We start from the raw sequence: 20,917 nt of genomic DNA on the forward strand, positions 1-20,917 counted from the left end.
GGGACTCATTAGAACTGCTATGGGGTGGTGCTTGATTGCTCTGTATTTGCCGTTTCAGACGTCCCAGCATCAGGGGGTATACCAGCCTCGTCCACTTCTCCTGAAGACTGAACAGGAGCCTCAGGAGGCGTTTCAGGAGGTGGCTGGGTATCTGCGCCCGCTGCTGGAGTATCCGCAGGTCCTTCTGTCTGACCGTCAATCGGAGCAGTCGGCGCGAGCGGCTCTGACTCAGACTTGAGCGTCACCATGAGGGTCTCTCCTCCCTGGAGCTGAGTCCCTGGCGGAATGCTTTGCTGCGCGACAAACCCGACCCCCGTCGGTTTAACCTGCATGTGCAAAATAGAGGTGAATTCCATTACATCACGTAAGGATTTGCCCGTCAGATCAGGCATCTTCGTGCCTTGAACACGGTCCGTAACCAATACGATCTGCTGTCCGGATACAACTTTTGAGTAGGGAGCCGGGTACTGTTCTACAATTTTCGTTCCCGTTCCGATCACAGTGACTTGCAGTTCATCCTGTTTGGCTCTCATCTGAGCGGTCGCCGTGGCCATATCTACGAATTTGGGCAACGTCAGCTCTTTTACAGGTGTCAGGCTAGCCTGTTGCGCTACTGCTTGTTTTTTGTTCTTGTCTTTTCCTTCTACCGACTTCAGATCAGGCTGTTGCTGCAAATATTGCAAGCTGCGCTCCATGATTGATTTGAAGATCGGCGCGACAATTTTCCCACCGTATTGGGTGTAGTCCCTCATATCGGGGTCATCGACGACGACATAGACTAACAATCGCGGGTTGTCCTTCGGTGCAAAGCCAATAAAGGAAGCGATGTAATGTCCATCCATCAGCTTTCCATTTTCGTATTTTTGAGCGGTCCCGGTCTTACCAGCCACATGGTAGCCCTCAATTTTATAGGACTTTCCGGTACCCGCTTCCCCAGTTACAACAGTTTCAAGAATATCGCGGGTTTGATTGGCAGTCGCAGCACTGACCACACGTCGTACTACTTCTCTCTCACTGCGATGTTCGACAGCTCCTGTATGCGGGTCTCGCATTTCCTTGATGATACGCGGCTTCAACAGTTCTCCACCGTTCGCAATCGCTCCAACTGCCGCAATCTGCTGAATCGCCGTCACGGTCACCCCTTGACCAAAGGTAGTAACTGCCCAGTCGCGCGGAGAGCGCGGGTTTTCCAGGTTGGCAATATTCCCCTTTTTCTCATACGGCAGCTCAATTCCCGTGATGGACCCAATGCCAAATTTCTCGAAGTAGCCTTTCAATTTCTCCAGTTTCAAACGTTCGTAACCCATAATGACGAATACCACGTTACTAGAGCGCTGTACACCTTCCAGAAAGTTGATCTTGCCCCAGCCTCGACCGTTGTTGTGGTCGCGGATCGGCGTCTGGCCTTTGATGGTATATGTCCCGGATTGATAAGGCTCATTCGGATTGAACATCCCCTCTTCGATCGCCGCAGCCAGGGTAATAATTTTAAACGTGGATCCCGGTTCAAACATCGAGGTAACCGCATGGTTGGTAAAGTTGGTAATCCCGTTATAATACGTGTTCGGATTAAACTGCGGACGATTCCCCATCGCCAAAATCTCGCCGGTTTGCGGGTCAGAAACAACGACCATCAGTCCTTTTGGCTTAAAGTCACGTTCCGCGATATCCAGTGCCTGTTCCACGTAATCCTGGATTTGCCTGTCGATCGTCAGGTAGACATTGCTGCCATCCTGTGCGGGCTTGTACTTGTGCTCACCGTCTGGCAGCTGATAGCCAGCGCCATCTGTCATCACCGCCATCTCGCCTTTTTCACCGCGGAGTTGCTCGTCCAGCTGCAGCTCCAGCCCCATTTTGGGGTTATCGTCGAAATCCAAATACCCCAAGACGTGGGCGGCAAAGCTGTTGTTCGGATAAAAACGGCGAGTTGTCTCTGTCAAATAAATGCCTGGCAGCTGATTCGTTTTGACTTCCTCACCGCTCGGCAATTTCGGATACTGGGCTTGCTCAATCTGCTTTTTCTGTTCTTCCGTAATTTTGTTACCCCAACGCCCCAACAAAACGACCTTGGACTTCGGATTGGTCAGTGGTTTTAGCAGCGAATCCACGGGAGCACCCAGAATACGGGAAAGGGTTGTCGCCGTATAATAGGGATCCTTAACGTAATCCTGATCTTTCTCGTGCATGGGCTTGAGCCTTGCGTTAACCGTATAGGCCTTGCCTTCATAAGCGAGAATTTCTCCGTTCCGATCCATGATGGCTCCGCGTTTTGGTTTCAACGTCTTTTCCCAATCCCATTGGCTTCGGGCATAATCCATGATCTTGGCAGCTTCTACGGACTGCAGCCACCACATTCTCATACTTAGTCCGGAAAATCCAAGAATCACGCACAACGCGAACATGAGAATTCGCCAATTCACGCGCCTCTTTGTATCCATTGTCGTCACTCCAAACGCAAGACATATTCCGCTATGTATTCAATGTCGGAACTCTTGTAGGCATCCTTGTTGTTATCGGTTTTCGTGGCATCTTTCATGAGATGAGAACGCGTATCTGCTACACTCTCACTTAAGAAAAAATGTTACTTTGCTATTCGCAAGTAACATTATGATTATCGTTGGGTTGTCTGTTGTGATGGCTCTGAAGTTGGCACCGGGCTACTCACTACCACGTTGCCTTTGCCGATCACGTGCACAGCTGCTGGGTCGAAGACCATTCCTTGGCGTTCTGCTTCTCCTTGAATGCGGTCCCGGTTGCTCATTTGCTCGATTTGCAAATGCAAGGCGGCGTTTTGTTCAGTCAACAGGCGATTTTCCTTTTTGACACTTTGTATATCGTAGTTATATTGGGAGATTTGCGAGTAACGCACCCCCACAAAACCCAACCCGGCTACAGTCAGTGAGATGAAGAGCAAATACAGTAGCTTCTCCCCTGTTGGAATCGTCGGTTTCATCCGGATCGTGCGTTTGGTTTTCGTTACGGTGCGGGTTTGCTGTTCCTGTTCCAATTCCATCGCCAGGTTTCCCCGGTAGTAGTAGCTCATTTTCTAACCCCCTTATTGAGCCATGAAGTATTTACAGTTTTTCGGCAACACGCAGCTTGGCTGAACGTGCTCTCGGATTCGCTTCCAATTCATCATCTGAAGGCAGTACCGGCTTTCTGGTGATCACTTTTACCGTTGCCTGATTGCCGCAGGCACAGATCGGAAAGGCTGGCGGACACGTACATCCCTTGGAATACTCCTGAAAAATCTGTTTGCAAATCCGATCCTCCAGCGAATGGAACGTGATGACACTCACTCTTCCGCCTGGACGCAGCACGGAAATGGCATCGATAATCGCTTCTTTAAATGCGTCCAGCTCGTCATTAACCGCGATACGAATCGCCTGAAAGGTGCGCTTGGCCGGATGTGGTCCTGTACGTCTGGCTGCAGCCGGTATCGCTTCCTTAATGATTTCAACGAGCTCACCCGTCGTCTCGACCGGTTTTTTCTTCCGATTCTCCACGATTTGCCGGGCAATTCGCCGGGAAAATTTCTCTTCCCCATATTCCCAAATCACTCGCGCAATCTCTTCTTCATCCCACTCATTGATGATGTCGTAGGCCGAGAGAGGAGCTTGCTGGTCCATTCTCATGTCGAGGGGAGCATCTGCATTGTAGCTGAAACCCCGTTCACCCTCATCCAGCTGTGGAGAAGAAACACCGAGATCAAACAATATCCCGTCTACTCCCTCCAGATCCAGGTCGTTCACTATTTCCTTGATATGGCGAAAATTGCTCTTTACCAGAGTTACTTTATCCATAGCGGTTGCCAAGCGTTCGCGCGCATGATCCAAGGCCCAGTCATCCTGATCGATAGCGATGAGACGTCCGCCATCTGTCAGCTGAGAGGCTATCAGGCTGCTGTGCCCTGCTCCACCCAAGGTGCAATCCACATAGATACCTCCTGGTCGGATGTTCAGTCCAGCGACTGCTTCTTCCCGCAATACGGTTACATGATGAAACGACAAGATCGTCACTCCCGTTCTTCTTGCTGTTACAAATTGAAATCAACCAGCTTTTCGGCAATCTCTCCAAACGAGCCTTCCGATTCCGCAAAGTACGCTTCCCAACGCTCCTTGCTCCAAACCTCAACGCGATTGGATACTCCGATGACGACACATTCTTTTTGAATAGCAGCATGGTCACGCAGATTTTGAGGTATGTTTACCCTTCCCTGCTTGTCCCAGTCACATTCAGTCGCTCCTGAAAAGAAGAAGCGCGTAAAAGCACGAGCGTCCGCCTTGGTGAAAGGTAGCGTTTTGAGACGCTCCTCCAGTTGTTTCCATTCGTCCAGCGGGTAGGCAAACAAACATTGGTCCAAACCGCGGGTCATGACAAAGGAACTGCCCAATCCTTCACGGAACTTGGCAGGGATGGTCAGACGACCTTTTTCATCGATGCTGTGCTGATATTCACCCATGAACAAGCCCGGTTCCCCCACTTTCCGTTCAAGCGGCTCCACTTTCCCCCACTTTTCCCCACTTTGCTACCTACTTGCTATTATACAAAAAAAATCCCGCATTTGTATGCAGGATTTTTTCGTTTATTTTTTTGCCGGGAAAGGACGGGTTTCGCGAGCTTATTCGACCCAGCTATCCAGGTATGCTTTTTGCTCGTCGGTCAATTTGTCGATACCGAGTCCCAGTGCTTCCAATTTGTATTGAGCAACCATCGCATCCAGCTCATATGGCACGTTCAGTACTTGCTTGCCGATATTTTTGTACTGCTCGTTCACATATGCCAGAGAAACGGCTTGCAGCGCGAAGGTCATGTCCATAATTTCAGCCGGATGTCCATCTCCAGCAGCCAGGTTCACGAGGCGGCCTTCTGCCAGGAGATACACTTTTCGACCATCAGCCATGACAAATTCCTCGATGTCTTTACGCACAATGCGCGTGGATGTCGACATTTCCTTCAGTTCCACTTTGTTTACTTCGACATCGAAGTGACCTGCGTTGGAAAGGATAGCGCCATCTTTCATCACTTCGAAGTGCTCTTTGCGAATGACGTCGCGATTACCTGTAACGGTCACGAAGTAATCGCCATGTTTAGCCGCTTCGCTCATTGGCATCACTTCGAAGCCGTCCATGTAAGCTTCTACCGCTTTGATCGCGTCGATTTCGGTTACGATCACTTTCGCGCCCAGGCCTTTTGCACGCATAGCCACGCCTTTACCGCACCAGCCGTAACCCACAACAACAACCGTTTTTCCAGCCACGACGAGGTTTGTCGTACGGTTGATACCATCCCACACGGATTGGCCAGTACCATAGCGGTTGTCAAACAAGTATTTGCAGAAAGCATCGTTCACTGCTACCATCGGGAATTCCAGCTTGCCTTCTTTTTCCAAAGCCTTCAGGCGAAGGATACCTGTCGTCGTTTCTTCTGCACCGCCACGCACTTGCGCCAACAAATCGCGACGCTCGCTGTGCAGGATAGTTACCAGATCGCCACCGTCGTCAATGATCAGGTCAGGACGGGTTTCCAGGGTCTTGATCAGGTGTTCTTTATACTCAGCTGGATCCGGGTTGTATTTCGCAAATACGCGAATACCGTCTTCCACCAGCGCTGCGCACACATCGTCTTGCGTAGAAAGTGGGTTGGAGCCAGTGATCGTCACTTCAGCGCCACCCGCTTGAACAACCTTCGCGAGGTAAGCGGTTTTCGCTTCCAGGTGAAGGGAGATTGCTACTTTCAGCCCAGCAAAAGGCTTTTCTTTTTCAAAACGCTCGCGAATACGATTCAGGACGGGCATATGTTCTTGTACCCAGTCAATTTTCAGGTGGCCGTTGTGAGCCAATCCCATATCTTTTACAATGCTTTCTTCTACACTATTCATGCGAACATGAACCTCCTTCATCTCAAAAACAACTTAGCTTCTATCATATCATACGCAAGATCAGCGATCATCTGTTTTTCCTATTCTCGCCAATCTGATTGCACACTCGCCAGACGAGCCTTTGGATCAAAGTCGAGTCCGCCCTTTTTCAGGAGCTCCAGGAAAAAGCGCAAGGCTTGAGGCATCCACTTTTTCTGGTGGTAAATCAATTGCCGGAACACGCGAATGTCCGGATGGAAAAAAGAGAGAATAGCCAGCTTGCCGCTTTTCACTTCATCCTTCACCGCGATTTTCGGGATCAGCGCGATACCCAGATCGTGGGCGACACATTGCTTGATCGCTTCCATGCTGCCGAACTCCAGCGCTGAATGCACTGTGGAACCCGCCTCCCGCAAGACAGACTCCAGCAGTGAACGGTAGCTGCATCCCGCCTCAGTAAAGATCCAGTTTTCTCCGGAAAAATCTGTGGCTTCTACCTGTTCGAGCTTACTTAGCCGGTGGTCGGGTGAGGAGACAACCACCAGCTCTTCTTCACCCAGATTGACGGTGATCAAATCGGCATTTTCTTGCCATTTGTCGAGAATAAAAGCAAAGTCGTACGTTCCTTCTTTAACCCCTTGTCGCAATTCATGACAAATCCCCGGATGCAGCAGTACACGCATCTGCGGGTGCTCCTGTCGAAACTTTTGCACATAGGGCGGAAGGTAAAAAGCAGCTAAAGATTCTACCGTTCCAACGCTTAGTGTGCCTGCTAGCTGGGCATGTTCAGACAGCTGCCCCTTCGCTTCGTCCAATAGAGCCAGCATCTGTTCGGTGTAGTCGAGAAGGACTTCTCCCGCATGTGTTAGTCTGATTTTTCGGCCCCAGCGTTCGAAGAGAGACACGCCGAATTCAGTTTCCAGATTTTGAATTTGTACGGTAATACTGGACTGGGCATAGCCTAAAACTTCAGCTGCCCGCGTAAAGCTTTGCCATTTCGCAACTTCTCGAAAGGTCTGCAAATAGCGGGTGTCCATACTCTCTCTCCCTTTCAATTCGATTTTTTCGATGCATATTATTTAATATTATAGATATCTCCGATTACAAAGTCTATGCTACACTACGCATACAGTTTATTAAAAGTGAGGGATAGGATATGGAAAAGGGTGTAGCCTCATCACCCGGTCTGTCCAAAACGCTTGGACTGACACAGATTGTTGCTTTATATATTGGCTCCGTCCTCGGTTCAGGCGTACTGCTCATACCTGGGTTGGCAGCTGAAAAAGCAGGGCCAGCCTCTATCGTAGCGTGGCTGCTCATGTCTGTCCTCGTTCTCCCGATGGCGATTACGATGGGCCTGCTTTCAGCCCGCTTTCCCAGTGCTGGAGGTGTTTCTACCTTCGTTCGGACTGCGTACGGCGACCGCTTTGGCAACATGGTCGGATGGTTTTTCCTGCTTTCGGTACCTATAGGTGCTCCCATCCTAAGCGTCACAGGCGCTCATTACCTTGCTGTTCTCTTTCAATGGGGCGAGTTACAGGTGTATCTGTGTGCCGGATTGATTCTTCTGACGGTTCTCGGGATGAATGTAATCGGTCTTCACGTGGCGGCTCGCGTCCAGACCATTGTCGTATCACTCATCTTGTCCATCCTGATTTTGGCTGTGATTGCCGCAATCCCCCATACTTCTGCTGAGCATTTCGTACCATTTGCACCCAATGGCTGGCTTAGCGTGATACAGGCAGCCGTCTTGATGTTCTGGTGCTTTATTGGCTGGGAAGCAGTGACCCATCTATCCGAAGAGTTTGTCGATCCATCGAAAAATGCGATTCGCGGTGTTCTTTGGAGTGCCGGCATTGTCGCACTGTTGTATTTTGGTGTGGCCTTTATGACTGTCGCCACCCACAGCTATGGTGTCGGGATTTCCGCTGCTTCGCTGAGTGTAATGATCCAGCTTTCCCTTGGTCCCGTTGGCGGCTGGATCGTCGCGATCACGGCCCTCTTTATTTGTATCGCTACCGCGAATGCCTATGTAGGTGCAGCCTCCCGCATTGCTTTCGCCCTTTCGCAAGAGAACATTGCTCCTCGTTGGTTTGGCAGATTGCATCCTAAATACCAGACACCAACCGGAGGACTTCTCTTTTTGGCCATGTGCTTTGTCCTCGTCCTGACCACTCTGTATCTGGGACTGATTGATTTATCACGGTTGATTGAGCTTCCTAATTCCACCTTCATCGCCACGTATATTGGTGGATGCCTGGCTGGCGTCAAGCTGTTGCGAGACAATCGGGTTGGGCGCATCGCTTCCTGGACCTCCCTGATCTTCACAGCAGGTCTATACCCCTTCCTGGGTTGGTCGGCGCTCTACCCGCTTGCGATCGCAGCTGCACTCATTTTAATTGGAAGCAAAAGAATCAATAAAGGTTCTGGGCAGTCGCTATCTGCCTAACAAAATTTCAGCTTCTATTCGGCAAAATGAGAAAGGCGTGCTATTGCAGCACGCCTTTTGTGTGTCTATTCGTCTTTTCCGATCAATCGAAACGTTTTGCCATCCGCGGACGACAGGTAAAATGTCTTGTCAACACTGCCTCCTAGCTCACCGGAGTAGTATTGGACAGTCATCCGATATTTGTCGTTGCCGATCTTGGCGTAGTAGATCAACTCATTAAATCGAGGGAAACGAACGTAGTCATAGACCTCGTAATTCATGAAAGAGAAATGCTCGCGTAAAAACTGCTGACTTACGGGTGCTTTTTCTTTTTCCACGTATTTGACCAGTTCATCAAAGCGTCGGATTCGCTCTTTATCCATAACCTGGCCTACAAAGGTAGAAACCAGCTTGGTCATGCTCTGCTTTTCTTCCTCTGACACTCTTCCCGGGAACAATTCCTCGATTTGGTGGGACAATCGTGAGAGAAGAACTACAGCTTGCGCACGGCTTACCTTTTCATCTGCACGGAAGGTTCCATCCGGATAGCCCGTGATGATACCCATCTTATAGGCGGGATAGACCGTCATCACCTGACCTTCATTTTCCACGGACAGATCGCTAAAAAACTTGGATTTTGTTCCCCTGTATTTTTCACCTTCGGACTGATGGCCCAAGGCTGCAAGCATGAGCCTCGCACCCTCCAGCCGATCCAGCGAGTCCGTCGGATTGCCTGTTGGCGTAATTCCTGCAGCCAGTAAATGCGTATAGGTTCCCTCGGACCACCGTCCCTTTACCTTGGAGAGGTAGGTCTCCCGTGAGAAATCATCAGGCTGATTACCTGGAAAGGAAGGGATGACCCGTTCGATCATCACGAGAAACTCTTCTTGTGAAATGGTCTGTTCCGGTCGGAAGGTCCCATCCGGAAATCCGCGAATGAGTCCTTGCTTCGTCGCCTCTGCTATTTCCTTGGAGGCCCAATGACCATGAATGTCCGAAAAAGGAGCAGAAATCGACGTGGCATCCATTTTCGCTTCTGCCCGGTCTAAACCTCCCACGGTTGCACCTGTCAGCACAAGGGACAGTACCAGAGCCTTTAGTCCAATTCGTTTTCCGATGAGTCGCAACTTTTTCTGCACCTTACAATCTCCCCTTTCGCAGGAGTATTCCTATACTGGGTAAGACGCAGAATTTGTCGAGAATGTTTCAGCATATTCGCAGGAAATAATGTCCAAAGTCCTACTTTTTAGACGTGGAAGATCTGGTGGCTTCCGTCATCGGAGAACGGCGCTTCCACCAAACGGTCTATTAGTGACAGACCGTATTTGTTGGCATACGTAAACAGATTCAGTTTTCGTTCCTGCAAGCCACCCTCCGGCATCAGGCTAGCCTCGATTCGCTTTAGACGGTGCGATTGTACATCCTCACGCTCCTCCAGGGAACGCAGCAACCGCGTTTCCAAAAAGTTCACCTGTTCCAGGAGCAAGGAAACGTTCTTTTCAGCTATTCCCCGCAATCCGCCGTCCATCGCGACGACTTCATCCACTAATGGACGGTACATAGCCAGCATGGACTCTCGGACATCAGCAAAATTTTTCTCTAGCGGGTGTCTTGCCTGCGTGGTCTCCTGCTTTGTCTTCCATGCTGCAAAGTCAGTAAGGGCATGCTCGACATTGAGCTCAAAGCCAGCCAGCAGTCTTTCCACCGCTCCTTCCAGAAACGTGATGGACATACGCGGTAGAACGATCGGCATCTGCATGTCAAACGCAGCAAATACCTCCTTGTAATACGCCCAGTAAGCGACCTCTCCAAGTCCTCCTATGAACGCTAGTGTCGGGAAGAGATGCTCCTGCATCAGACCACGCGTTACGACGTTGGCACTAAAGCGCTGTGGCTCACGGGAAGCCAGCTGGATCAGCTCATCACGGGTGTACGTACATCGTCTATTGACAAAACGATCCCCGTACCGCTCCAACAAAAGCCTTTCGCCACCCTCATAAAGAAAGAGATTGGCCTGGTGCTCTTCTACCTGCAATTGCAACGGATACCCTGCCTGGGCGATCCGGTCAGCGGTTTGGGTCAGAATAGCGGCAAGCTGTTCATTTTTTTCGATGACTTTAGCGAACATCGGCTGTTCCAGTTCGCGAATATAGGGAGATGACGATTCTACCAGCACGAGTCCATGCTTGCCGAACAGCTGTGCCATAATCCTTGCAAACCATTCCACAATGGTTGTCGAGGCTGAAGCGGTCTCCTCAAGCATGTGGCGAATCTCCTGCGTGTGCACGGTCTCTGTCTGTCCGGCAAAAAACTGCTGAAGAAAGGTGGAATAAGCCTGCTCATCCAGCGGCATCTGGCTGGCAGATAGGCGTCCTTTCCGATTCAGTTGCATTCTTTCCTTGTGCAAGCGTCTCTCTTTGTCAGTCAGCCAATACACATGATCGATCTCGTCGATATCATGGTCTTCCCCTGCGATCCAAAAGACAGGCACGACTTCTACCTGCAGCTCTTTGGACCATTTTTTTGCTGCCTGAATCAAATGAATGGCTTTATGAACCGTGTAGAGAGGCCCAGTCAACACACCCGCCTGCTGTCCACCAATCACGACATAGGTATCTGGATGCTTGAGCGCTTCAATCCGTTTCAACGCTTCTTCGTGGTTCCCCATCTTTTGATTGTACGTATATAATCCTTCCACCAGCTTTTCCCGATGCGCGTATGGCCGGCTGCGAAGCCAGTCCAGGCGTTGCTGATAAGATTCTTTGCGGTATGGCTGGTAGTTAAAAAAGGATTGCGCCAGCTCTTTTCCTTGCAGGTATTCTTTTGCCAGTCGATTGGCTAGCGGAAGCGTAACACTTTCAACGTTCATGACATGCTCACCTTTCTTCAGGACCGTGGTCTCTCTCGCAAATTATATCATGCACCCTCCCCTTTAAAAAAGAAAACAACCCACGCGAATGGGTTGTCGAAGTGTAGGTATGTGTTTTTTAAAATTGCGGAGGTGTAACGGACCAGATCAAAACCGCTTCTTGATCGCCCGTATTTTCAATCGCGTGATTTTTCGCGCTGTCAAACGAGATACTGTCTCCCGCTTCCAGCACATGCTCTTCATCATTAAAACGGGCTACTACACTGCCTGTCACGACAGTAAAACACTCTTCGCCCTCCGTTTGTACAAATTTATCGACGGCCATTTCGCCTGGCTTGAGCCGTACCTCCAGCATGCCAAGCTTGGCACTTCCTCCCATAGAGAGCAGCGAATACGTACCCGTTGATTCAGGAAATACGAGTTGTCTGCGCTTTTGCTGGCGAGTAACATGCACCTGTTTTTGGTCAATATCTTCAAAAAAGTGAATGATGGGTGACTCGAGAGCCTTGGTGATTTTCCACAGGGAGTCCAAGGACGGCTGTGAAATTCCCCGCTCCACTTGACTGAGCAGGCCTTTGCTTAACCCTGTTTTGTTCGCCATGATCTCCAGAGTAAAGCCGCGCTCTTTCCGAATCATTCGAATCTTGTGTCCGATGGTCTCGATGGGAAGTCGCATATTTCCAACCTTCTTTCTTATCGGAATAGAAACGATTATGTATCAACAAAAGTGCTTTTATACGACACTCATGGTTTTGACAATCCCTGTCGTAATCAGCACTACGTAGATGAGTCCAAACAAGAGAAACGACAAGCGCCATGCGGAAAAGCCGATCTTTCTTAAGGATAGCTTCCCTTTCCACTTCACTTGCATCCAGCCAAGCAGCGAGATGAAGACAAGATAGAAGCAAGCAATCCACCACCAAGCTGACATGGCTTCAGGCCATATTTCGCTGTACGCGACGACTACCGAGCGAATCAACAAAAGATTCGTGATATTTATCGCCCAGCGGCCAGCCAACCGCTTGTCCCGTTTCCACGCATATAATAGGAAATAGGCAATTGGAAATCCCAAAAACGGTATAACGGTCAGTGTACCCCATAAGTAGGACCAGACATTGGCCACGATGGTCATGTACTGTCGCCTCCCACCTTCTCTTTTCCCATGCTCGTCTTGAGAAGGATCACGCGAAGCAAGCTTTCGTGCAGCGGTGTGGGTATTCCTGCTTCTTTACCCTTATTGACGAGATAACCATTGATCGCCTCTACCTCCGTCTGCCTGTGACGCTTCACATCCTGCAGCATGGAGGAAAGATTTCGGGAAGTATTTCGACAAATTGTAATTATCTCCTGCCAATCCGTTTCCCCCAATTTTTGTCCGTAATGGTTGGCTACTGTCGTCGCTTCATTAAAAAGCTCACGCATCAAGCCCACGGTGTACGGATTTTCAAGCAACCCCCCGTTGGGGACTTCAAAAATCGCGGTTAACGGATTGATCAACGCATTTGCGACCAGCTTTCGCCATGCAAACGGTTGGATCGATTCCTCGTAGCTGGCTATGATTTGGTTCGAGTTTGCCCAGTCCACGAAAGCCTGAACCACAGGATCGTGTGCATGTCCCCTCTCCCAAGGACCGACACGAAGTGAACCGTTTCCTGTATGAACCACCTCTGTGCCAGACAAGCGCCTGGCTCCTTCCGAGTTGATCCCGAAGAAGCATTGCCCATCGAGCAGTACCTCTGTAAGCATTTCCCGATGACCCATGCCATTTTGCATCGCAATGACGGGTATGCTTTTGTGGATTTGCCTCAAAGCGGGAATCAGTCCTGGCAGGTCGGTTTGCTTTACAGTAAGAATGTACAAGCCGCCTTCAGGCAAAGCCTGTTCGACAGAACTTGCTGCCATCGGGATTGTACATACTCTCCCATCCAAATGATGAAAGGTAATTCCCTGCCGGGCAATCTGTTCAGCCTGATGCGAACTTCGCGTCACGACCGTTGCTGAATGTCCGCTCAGCACAAGCCTTGCAGCGTACAATAACCCTACAGCACCACCGCCTATCACAACCGTCTGGACAGGAAAAGTTTCCGATCGCATTTGTTCACCCACATTAATCAATACTTATTTAAAGAATAACAGAGATTAGGAGAATGGGCAATTGATTGGCTTAAAAAAGATCGAAATTGTCGAAATATTTGACGGTAAAAATTATGATATCGATACCATTCTTACATGAACGACAAGAAACGCTTTATCATTCTCCCTTAACAAAACAGTCATCACCGCTTGTCATGAAACAAACAGACTGCCTCTTTCATCTAGAGACAGTCTGGCTTTGGCACTATACGGGATAAACGGGATGTTTTCTTTCGGAAAAAACCTGCTTCTTGTGTTGGTAAACAGCAAAGCGCGAAATCAATTCCATTCGCAAATCGGATGGGGGGATAATCGCATCGACGATCAGGTTGGAGGCTAGCAAGGTAATATCGATATCCTCCTGATACTCCTTCCTTTTCGCCGCAATAAAAGCCTGTCGCTCCTGCGGGTCCTCTATTTCCTGAATCTTGTTGCTGTAAACCGCATTAACCGCTGCTTCCGGCCCCATGACCGCGATCTGCGCACTTGGCAGAGCGAGCACAGCATCTGGCTCAAATGCAGAACTTGCCATCGCATACAACCCTGCTCCATACGCCTTACGTACGATGACAGAGATCTTCGGCACGGTCGCTTCCGCCATCGCTGAAATCATTTTCGCGCCGTGCCTGATGATTCCCGCACGCTCTACAGCTGTGCCGATCATGAAACCCGGTACATCAGCCAGGAAGAGCAAGGGAATCTGGAAAGCATCGCACAGGGTAATAAAACGCGCTGCCTTGTCAGCTGAATCGACAAAAAGGACGCCGCCTTTTACACGCGGCTGGTTGGCGATGATCCCCACCGGTTTGCCATCCAGACGGGCCAGACCTGTCACCAGCTCCTGCGCAAATAGTTTCTTGATCTCAAAGAAGGAGCCTTCGTCTACCAAAGCAGTGATCAGATCATGCATGTTGAACGGGGCATTTTGATTCTCCGGCACGATCGCCGTAATCTCTTTTGCCGTTTCCACTGGAGGCTGTGCCGCTGCAACAGGAGGCTTTTCGCTGTAATTCGCTGGAAAAAAGCGCAAGTACTGACGTGCTGACTGGATCGCCTCTTCCTCATTGGCAGCAAGAACGTCGCCGCAGCCACTCACGGTACAATGCATGCGTGCCCCACCCAGCTCTTCGAGGCTTACTTTTTCTCCAATGACCATTTCGGCCATACGTGGGGAGCCCAGATACATGCTCGCGTTTTTATCCACCATGATGACAATGTCACAAAAAGCGGGAATATACGCTCCGCCTGCAGCAGAAGGGCCAAAGAGAATGCACACCTGTGGAATTTTTCCAGATAGCTTCACTTGGTTGTAAAAGATTCGTCCCGCTCCTCGACGCCCTGGGAACATCTCCAGCTGGTCCGTAATCCTGGCTCCAGCTGAATCGACCAGATACACGAGAGGAACCTGCATTTTTTCAGCGGTTTCCTGAATGCGGATGATTTTCTCCACAGTTCGCGCGCCCCAGGAGCCTGCTTTTACGGTGGAATCATTGGCCATGACACACACGGTCTGGCCATTCACCTTTCCGATTGCGGTGATGACACCGTCTGCCGGCAGGTCTCCCGCCATGACATTGGCGAAAAGTCCATCCTCTACCAGAAATTCATCGTCAAACAGCAGCTTCAGGCGATCGCGGACGAACAGCTTGTTCTGTTCCTTCAGCTTTGCATGGTACTTTGCATCGCCGCCTTGTTTGATGTGATCGATTTTTTCGTTCAGCATGTTTTCAGCGTGTTTGCTCATCAGTAGCTTCCTCCTCGTCACTCTCCGCGATATACCGGCTTTCTCTTTTCCCTGAACGCTTCCAGTCCCTCCAAGCGGTCCTTTGTCGGGATCAATAATTGATAGGCGTGACTTTCCATCGCCAAGCCTGTTGCCTGATCTACTTCCAGTCCGTAGTCAATTGCATACTTCGCTTGGGCGAGCGCCAATGGGGCCTGCTCAGCTATTTGCTGGGCGAGGCTTAGCGCTGCTGGCATAAGATGATCCGCTGGAACCACCCGGTTGACCAACCCGATGCGAAGCGATTCATCCGACAGTATGCGGCGAGCGCTGAAAATGAGTTCTTTGGCAATTCCTTTTCCTACGAGGCGAGGAAGTCGCTGCGTCCCCCCTGCCCCTGGAATAATGCCCAAGGACGTCTCCGTCAGTCCCATCTGCGCCGACTCGCTTATCACCCTCAGATCACAAGCCAGCGCTAGCTCTGTGCCTCCGCCAAGGGCCAGCCCGTTGATTGCTGCGATGACAGGCTTTGGAATTTTCTCCAGTTCCGTAAACGTATCACGGATGGTTCTGATGTACTGCTCCACCTGTTGGGGTGTCAGCTTTCGCCGTTCTTTCAGATCAGCACCCGTACAAAATGCTTTGTCGCCCGATCCTGTGACAAGCACCACGCGAATCTCCTTGTCCGAACACAAGCTCGTAATCCATTCACGAAGGCTGAGTAATGTCTCTAGATTTAAACAATTGTGAACCTGCGGACGATCAATCGTCAGAATTCCGACTGCGCCCTCTTTTTGAAACAACACACTCAAGCCATTCCCTCCCGCCATTCCTATTCGTCCTTAGCTGCCAAGCATTCAGCTGCAAGATGGGCCTTCAATACTTTGGAGTTGAGGTCTCGCCCCAGCTGCTTTTGGATAAATGCCCCTGCTTCCAGCAGCTTCTGCAAGTCGACTCCAGTCTCGTATTCCATTCCGTGCAGCATGTAGATCAAATCCTCGGTTGAAATATTGCCGGCGGCTCCAGGCGCGTACGGGCATCCTCCCAACCCGCCAATTGAGCTGTCAAAGGTGCGGATGCCCACGTCCATCGCAGCGACTACATTTGCCAATCCTGTTCCACGCGTATCGTGAAAATGACCGGCCAAGCGCTGTACCGGAGCATCCTTGACCAATTCCCTGAACAAGTCATGCACCTGCTTGGGGGTCGCTACGCCAATCGTGTCTCCGAGTGAAATCTCATACGCCCCCATTTCGAGCAATGCTTCGGTCACTCGCCGACTATTGTCCAAAGGCACCTTGCCTTCGTAGGGGCAACCGAAGACGGTGGAAACGTAGCCGCGCACCCGCATGCCTAAAGCCAGTGCTTCCAGCGCCACTTCACGCAGAATCGGGTACGTTTCCTCCAGCGTCTTATTAATATTTTTCAGGTTGTGGGTCTGAGAAGCAGACATGAACAAAGCGATTTCATTGAGTCCGCACGCTCGTGCTCGTTCCAGCCCTCGAAGATTGGGAACGAGCGCCGTGTACGTGACTCCTTGTGCGCGATTGATTGTGGACAAAACCTCGTCGGCATCTGCCAGTTGCGGAATCCAGCGAGGGTTGACAAAAGAGCTGGCTTCGATCGTTTGCAGTCCTGCTTCAGCCAGCTTGTTGATCAACGCTGCTTTGACCGCTGAAGGGAGGATGTCCTTTTCATTTTGCAGACCGTCGCGCGGGCCTACCTCCACGATTTTGACCTTCATCGGGATACCCTCCTTGCCTAGCGAGCGCTCAGTTGGTTTGAATCGAAAAATCGAGCTAATTATCCAAGACCACGACAATGTCCCCGTCGTTCACAAAATCACCGACGTTGACTTTGACCTCTACTACCTTGCCTGCTGATTCAGCTGCGATCGGAACTTCCATTTTCATCGACTCCAGCACGATTAGGTCCTGTCCTGCTGCAACGGAATCACCTGGTTGTACCAATACCTTGAAAACAGTACCTGCCATATTCGCTGCTACTTGTGTCATCTGTCTACTCTCCTTCTAAATCGTGGATTTTGGTTTTCTTTCTTGGATAAACCATGTCGTATACTCTCCTGCAATGAAGCGGTCGTCTTCCAGAACCTCCTGCAAGAAAGGAATGTTGGTTTTGATTCCGGTGATCAGGAATTGCTGCATGGCTTCACGAGCTCTGAGAATGGCTTCGTCTCTCGTCGCCCCTGACGCAATGACTTTCGCAATCATCGGATCGTAAAATGGCGTCACCTTGGTTCCGGTCTCAACCCCGTCGTCGATCCTGACATGCTCCATAACCGGAGCCTGATAAAGGCTGATTGTACCCGGTGAAGGCAAGAAGGACACCGGATCCTCCGCATAAACACGGAGCTCAATCGCGTGGCGCTTTGCCCGGACGTCTTCCTGACTGATAGACAAGGGCTGGCCTTGTGCAATTTCCAATTGCATAGCCACCAGATCCAGGCCGATCATCTCTTCCGTGACGGGATGCTCTACCTGTAATCTTGTATTCATTTCCAGAAAATAAAAATTCATCTGTGAATCGACAATAAACTCCACGGTACCTACGCCCGTGTAACCCACAGCCTTTCCTGCCAGTACGGCTGCGTCACAAAGCGCATTCCTCGTCGCCTCATCCAAAAACGGCGATGGACTTTCTTCCAGTACCTTTTGATGGCGGCGCTGGATCGAACACTCACGCTCCAGCAGATGGATTACGTGACCTGTCTGATCCCCTGCAATCTGGACTTCGATGTGATGCGGTCTATCCACATACTTCTCTACGTACATGGCATCGTTGCCAAAGTACGCCTTCGCTCTGCCGCGAGCAGATTGGAAAGCCTGTCGCAGCTCATCTTCGCTCTGACAAATTTGCATGCCGATTCCGCCGCCGCCAGCGCTCGCTTTCAGCATGACAGGATACCCGATCGACGCTGCCATATTAGCTGCTTCATCTGCGTTATCCAAAGGAGTGTCGCCACCTGGCACGACGGGAACACCCGCTTTTTGCATGATTCGCCGGGCAGTCAGTTTGTCACCCATTTGACCGATCACTTCAGGTGTAGGTCCGATGAAGACGATTCCCTCTTCGGTGACTCTACGGGCAAAGGCTTCATTTTCCGACAGGAGGCCATAGCCCGGATGAATGAAGTCAGCCTGGCAACTCTTCGCTGCTGCAAGGATTGCCTCAACATTCAAATAACTGTGTGGAACAGGAGGAGGACCGATATGTACGGCTTCATCGGCTTCTCGGACAAACGGCATATCCTTGTCCGCATCTGAGTAGATGGCGACTGTAGCCACTCCCTGTGCCTGACAAGTGCGAATGATCCTTCTGGCGATTTCGCCACGATTTGCAATCAAAACCTTTTTCATGCAACGCTCCCCTCTTTCATCGTATTCGGAGCAGCGAGGACTGAAAGCGCTTGCATCCAGAGTGCCTCCGAATACGGCATATGCTTCTCGTCTCTATTTTGCCATGAGTTAGCTCATAGTTCTAGGATGAAATTATATTTTTTTCCATGGAAGCAAATTCATTCCCTACACCTCCCTACTTTTTAATGTAAAGAATTTCTCTTCTCTTCCTGTAGTTTCGTGTATAATACAAGTAAGCAAAGGTGGTTCCAAGACAAAGCGTTTTGAGAGGAGTGGCTATTCCATGTTCGAAGTAAAGCGTTTACAAATTAACTATAAGACACTGGAAGAATTCCAGCAGTTTCGCGAATTTGGCCTGGAGGAGCTTTCCATGAAGGAAGACCTGGAGGCGAACATCGTGGAGAACGATTCGGAATCTCCATTTTACGGAATTTACGACAATGACCTTCTCATCGCTCGGATGAGCCTCTATAAAATTGACGGAAAGTACGACCGCTACTTCCAGCCAGCTCAAGATTATTACGAGCTGTGGAAGCTGGAGGTCCTGCCTGACTATCGGGGTAAAGACTTCGGTACCATCCTGGTTAATCATGCAAAAAGCTTTGGTTCCCCTATCAAGACGAACTCCCGCTGCCGCGCCGATCAGTTCTGGCTGAAAATGGGCTTCACACCTGTGAAGTACAACCCGATGCGTGACCGCGGTGAGAATCCTTATGTATGGTTGCCTGAAAACGTCGAGCTTCAGGATTAATGCTGTGATACATGAAAAAAGAAGCGGTTGATCGCCGCTTCTTTTTTATGCTCTTGATTAGGGAGCCCACTACTTTTCTACGCGCTCCAGATTGCCGTTGGCATCCATCTTGAAGATGGGTTTGGACGATTCCTCTTCTTGTAAAAACGCCATTTTGCGCGCACGTTCCATGATCTGGACGAGTGCCCGATAATCCTCATTGACACCCTGAATCTGCTCCATTTCCTTCCTGGCACGCTCATTGGCCTCAGCCAATTCTTTTATTTTCAACTCTTTTCCTTCTAACTCTTGTTCCAATTGTTTTACACGACGTGAAAGATCCTTTTGGCTCCGCAGCATACGAATGACTGCTTCAATCTGCTGATCCTCGTCCTCATCGTGAGGTGACGCTCCAGAGGCTTGCGCCACAGGGCGTTTCACAGGAATTTGGATCGCTTCCACCTCTTCCTGCAGAGGTGTGATGATCCTACCCATCTTCTTCAATTGCTGTCTTTGGCTCTTGGCGATGGAGATTGCGGCATCATATCGCTTGCGGACGCAACTGTTCCAACGAAAACCGCAGGCTGCTGCAGTCCGTCCTAACCGTTGTCCTACTTCTTCAAAAGCGGCAAGCTGTGTGCCGCCCTCTCGAATGTGACGTAAAGTGACCTCTGCCAATACCAGATCGTCATCTTCAGTCCACGCGTCTTGTCTGGAAGCTACCATATAAGTCCCTCCCGTAACCTTTAAAAGGATGATGTAGTTCATCCTATGCTTTTCCCTATTCTTGTAGAATCGCTTTCTACTAGAAAAAGTATGTCCAAGCGAATAAATGTTTAAACGGGAGAAACCTTGCTACGAAAGAATTACCTCTTTTTACCTTTTGAAAGAAATTTTTCTACCACTTGGACATGCGCTTCGCTTCCCCAAAGCCCTGCACACTGCTCTACTTCAAGCTTGATCCGTTGTCCTTGTGCTAGACCAGAGCGCTTCCACTGCAAGACTCGCATGTAGGCTTCAATTCCGACGAGTGGTTGAGCAGCGATTTTCAAGGCGAAGCGCTCCACTTCCTGCTTTAAATCCTCTGCCGGGAATACAGCATCCACAAATCCGTAGTCCTTGGCTTCCTCAGCAGTAATTCGCTCGCCTGTCAGCAGCAGGGACAAAGCTTTGGACTCAGGCAGCAGATCCAGCAAGCGAGCGCCTCCGCCCCAGCCTGTCGTGATATGCATACCGATTTGGACAAAGCCAAAGACAGCCTCTCGACTTGCAAAGCGAAAATGAGCAGCACCAGCTACCTCGCATCCGCCTCCAACTGCAGAACCATTTATCATCGCGATTATGGGCTTGCTGTATTGATCAATCTTCGACAGCAGTGCTGCAACCTTGCCGAGCAATGGCTCCGCCTGCTCGCGACCCCGAGCAGCGATAAACTGTGGCAAGTCCCCTCCAGAGACGAAGCTTTTGCCTGCACCAGTCAGGATGAGCACCTTTACTTCGTCATCTCCAGCGCACTCGTCTAGGATATCGACAAGCTCATCCACCAGCTCTACGCTGATAGCATTGTGAACATCTGGCCGATTGAGCGTGATTGTAGCAAACCCATCCTGTTTTTCGAAAAGAATCGTTTCCATGTTACCTTCGCTCCTTTTAACTGCATAGCTCTATTGTACAACCCACAGATATAAAATCCTACGTGAGTGACGCGATCTGAATAAGATGGCAATTAGAAAACTTGGCTACGCCAAGCTTTTGGCGGAGCCTTAGTTGCACTTATACTATCTTCCGCTAATCTTT

Annotated in this window: 20 protein-coding genes; 2 read left to right on the forward strand and 18 right to left on the reverse strand. The window is 50.2% G+C overall.

Translation table 11 applies throughout. From position 1 onward, the window contains the following. Positions 1–17: 17 nt before the first annotated feature. The 6 genes from JZI27_RS06660 to JZI27_RS06685 all read right to left on the reverse strand — a co-directional run bounded on the left by JZI27_RS06660 (position 18) and on the right by JZI27_RS06685 (position 6,897). On the reverse strand, positions 18–2,438 hold the full coding sequence (locus JZI27_RS06660; RefSeq protein ID WP_280207102.1) for a penicillin-binding protein: 2,421 nt from the start codon (positions 2,436–2,438) through the stop codon (positions 18–20). Between the two features lie 173 nt (positions 2,439–2,611). Then, a complete protein-coding gene (ftsL2, locus tag JZI27_RS06665) occupies positions 2,612–3,043 on the reverse strand; it encodes a cell division protein FtsL (protein ID WP_122907680.1) in 432 nt (143 codons plus the stop codon). Between the two features lie 31 nt (positions 3,044–3,074). Then, complete coding sequence (gene rsmH / locus JZI27_RS06670; RefSeq protein ID WP_122907681.1) at positions 3,075–4,019, reverse strand: 16S rRNA (cytosine(1402)-N(4))-methyltransferase RsmH; 945 nt, start codon at positions 4,017–4,019, stop codon at positions 3,075–3,077. A 17-nt stretch (positions 4,020–4,036) separates the two neighbouring features. Further along, the gene (gene mraZ, locus JZI27_RS06675; RefSeq protein ID WP_122907872.1) at positions 4,037–4,468 is read right to left on the reverse strand and encodes a division/cell wall cluster transcriptional repressor MraZ; all 432 of its coding nucleotides are present in this window, start codon (positions 4,466–4,468) and stop codon (positions 4,037–4,039) included. A 153-nt stretch (positions 4,469–4,621) separates the two neighbouring features. Beyond that, a complete protein-coding gene (locus JZI27_RS06680) occupies positions 4,622–5,881 on the reverse strand; it encodes an adenosylhomocysteinase (RefSeq protein ID WP_122907682.1) in 1,260 nt (419 codons plus the stop codon). Between the two features lie 80 nt (positions 5,882–5,961). Then, positions 5,962–6,897 carry a LysR family transcriptional regulator gene (locus JZI27_RS06685; RefSeq protein WP_122907683.1) on the reverse strand — a complete coding sequence of 312 codons (936 nt, stop codon included), beginning with the start codon at positions 6,895–6,897 and terminating at the stop codon, positions 5,962–5,964. Between the two features lie 119 nt (positions 6,898–7,016). On the opposite strand from JZI27_RS06685, the gene JZI27_RS06690 reads away from it, so the two are divergent. Further along, positions 7,017–8,309, forward strand: coding sequence for an APC family permease (locus JZI27_RS06690; protein ID WP_280207103.1), 1,293 nt, complete (start codon positions 7,017–7,019; stop codon positions 8,307–8,309). 65 nt (positions 8,310–8,374) lie between these two features. Here the strand turns inward: JZI27_RS06690 and JZI27_RS06695 are convergent, their stop codons facing one another. The 10 genes from JZI27_RS06695 to JZI27_RS06740 form a co-directional block, all read right to left on the reverse strand. Next, on the reverse strand, positions 8,375–9,427 hold the full coding sequence (locus JZI27_RS06695) for an S-layer homology domain-containing protein (RefSeq protein ID WP_280207104.1): 1,053 nt from the start codon (positions 9,425–9,427) through the stop codon (positions 8,375–8,377). A gap of 107 nt (positions 9,428–9,534) precedes the next feature. Continuing rightward, a complete protein-coding gene (gene bshC, locus JZI27_RS06700; RefSeq protein WP_280207105.1) occupies positions 9,535–11,157 on the reverse strand; it encodes a bacillithiol biosynthesis cysteine-adding enzyme BshC in 1,623 nt (540 codons plus the stop codon). Positions 11,158–11,275: 118 nt separating this feature from the next. Continuing rightward, a complete protein-coding gene (locus JZI27_RS06705) occupies positions 11,276–11,833 on the reverse strand; it encodes a helix-turn-helix domain-containing protein (protein WP_122907687.1) in 558 nt (185 codons plus the stop codon). 57 nt (positions 11,834–11,890) lie between these two features. Then, positions 11,891–12,289 carry a DUF3397 domain-containing protein gene (locus JZI27_RS06710; protein ID WP_122907688.1) on the reverse strand — a complete coding sequence of 133 codons (399 nt, stop codon included), beginning with the start codon at positions 12,287–12,289 and terminating at the stop codon, positions 11,891–11,893. Continuing rightward, positions 12,286–13,251 (reverse strand): ketopantoate reductase family protein, encoded by a 966-nt coding sequence (locus tag JZI27_RS06715; RefSeq protein ID WP_280207106.1) that lies wholly within the window; start codon positions 13,249–13,251, stop codon positions 12,286–12,288. The genes JZI27_RS06710 and JZI27_RS06715 overlap by 4 nt, the downstream gene beginning before the upstream one ends. Positions 13,252–13,495: 244 nt before the next feature. Next, entirely contained in the window at positions 13,496–15,034 is a 1,539-nt protein-coding gene (locus JZI27_RS06720; protein ID WP_280207107.1) for an acyl-CoA carboxylase subunit beta, read from the reverse strand. Between the two features lie 17 nt (positions 15,035–15,051). Continuing rightward, positions 15,052–15,843, reverse strand: coding sequence for an enoyl-CoA hydratase-related protein (locus tag JZI27_RS06725; RefSeq protein WP_481752799.1), 792 nt, complete (start codon positions 15,841–15,843; stop codon positions 15,052–15,054). Positions 15,844–15,845: 2 nt separating this feature from the next. Continuing rightward, a complete protein-coding gene (locus JZI27_RS06730; RefSeq protein WP_122907691.1) occupies positions 15,846–16,757 on the reverse strand; it encodes a hydroxymethylglutaryl-CoA lyase in 912 nt (303 codons plus the stop codon). 55 nt (positions 16,758–16,812) lie between these two features. Beyond that, positions 16,813–17,028 (reverse strand): acetyl-CoA carboxylase biotin carboxyl carrier protein subunit, encoded by a 216-nt coding sequence (locus JZI27_RS06735; RefSeq protein WP_280207109.1) that lies wholly within the window; start codon positions 17,026–17,028, stop codon positions 16,813–16,815. Positions 17,029–17,043: 15 nt separating this feature from the next. After that, positions 17,044–18,390, reverse strand: a complete 1,347-nt coding sequence (locus JZI27_RS06740) for an acetyl-CoA carboxylase biotin carboxylase subunit (protein WP_280207110.1) — start codon at positions 18,388–18,390, stop codon at positions 17,044–17,046. Positions 18,391–18,673: 283 nt separating this feature from the next. Between JZI27_RS06740 and JZI27_RS06745 the strand changes: the two genes are divergently transcribed. Then, positions 18,674–19,141 carry an N-acetyltransferase gene (locus tag JZI27_RS06745; RefSeq protein WP_122907694.1) on the forward strand — a complete coding sequence of 156 codons (468 nt, stop codon included), beginning with the start codon at positions 18,674–18,676 and terminating at the stop codon, positions 19,139–19,141. Positions 19,142–19,210: 69 nt separating this feature from the next. Here the strand turns inward: JZI27_RS06745 and JZI27_RS06750 are convergent, their stop codons facing one another. Then, positions 19,211–19,846: an RsfA family transcriptional regulator gene (locus JZI27_RS06750; RefSeq protein ID WP_280207111.1), complete on the reverse strand. Its 636-nt coding sequence runs from the start codon at positions 19,844–19,846 to the stop codon at positions 19,211–19,213. A 140-nt stretch (positions 19,847–19,986) separates the two neighbouring features. Beyond that, positions 19,987–20,754 (reverse strand): enoyl-CoA hydratase/isomerase family protein, encoded by a 768-nt coding sequence (locus tag JZI27_RS06755; RefSeq protein WP_280207112.1) that lies wholly within the window; start codon positions 20,752–20,754, stop codon positions 19,987–19,989. Between the last annotated feature and the right edge of the window lie 163 nt (positions 20,755–20,917).

This window comes from Brevibacillus sp. AY1, assembly GCF_029870785.1.
Classification (GTDB): Bacteria; Bacillota; Bacilli; order Brevibacillales; family Brevibacillaceae; genus Brevibacillus; species Brevibacillus invocatus.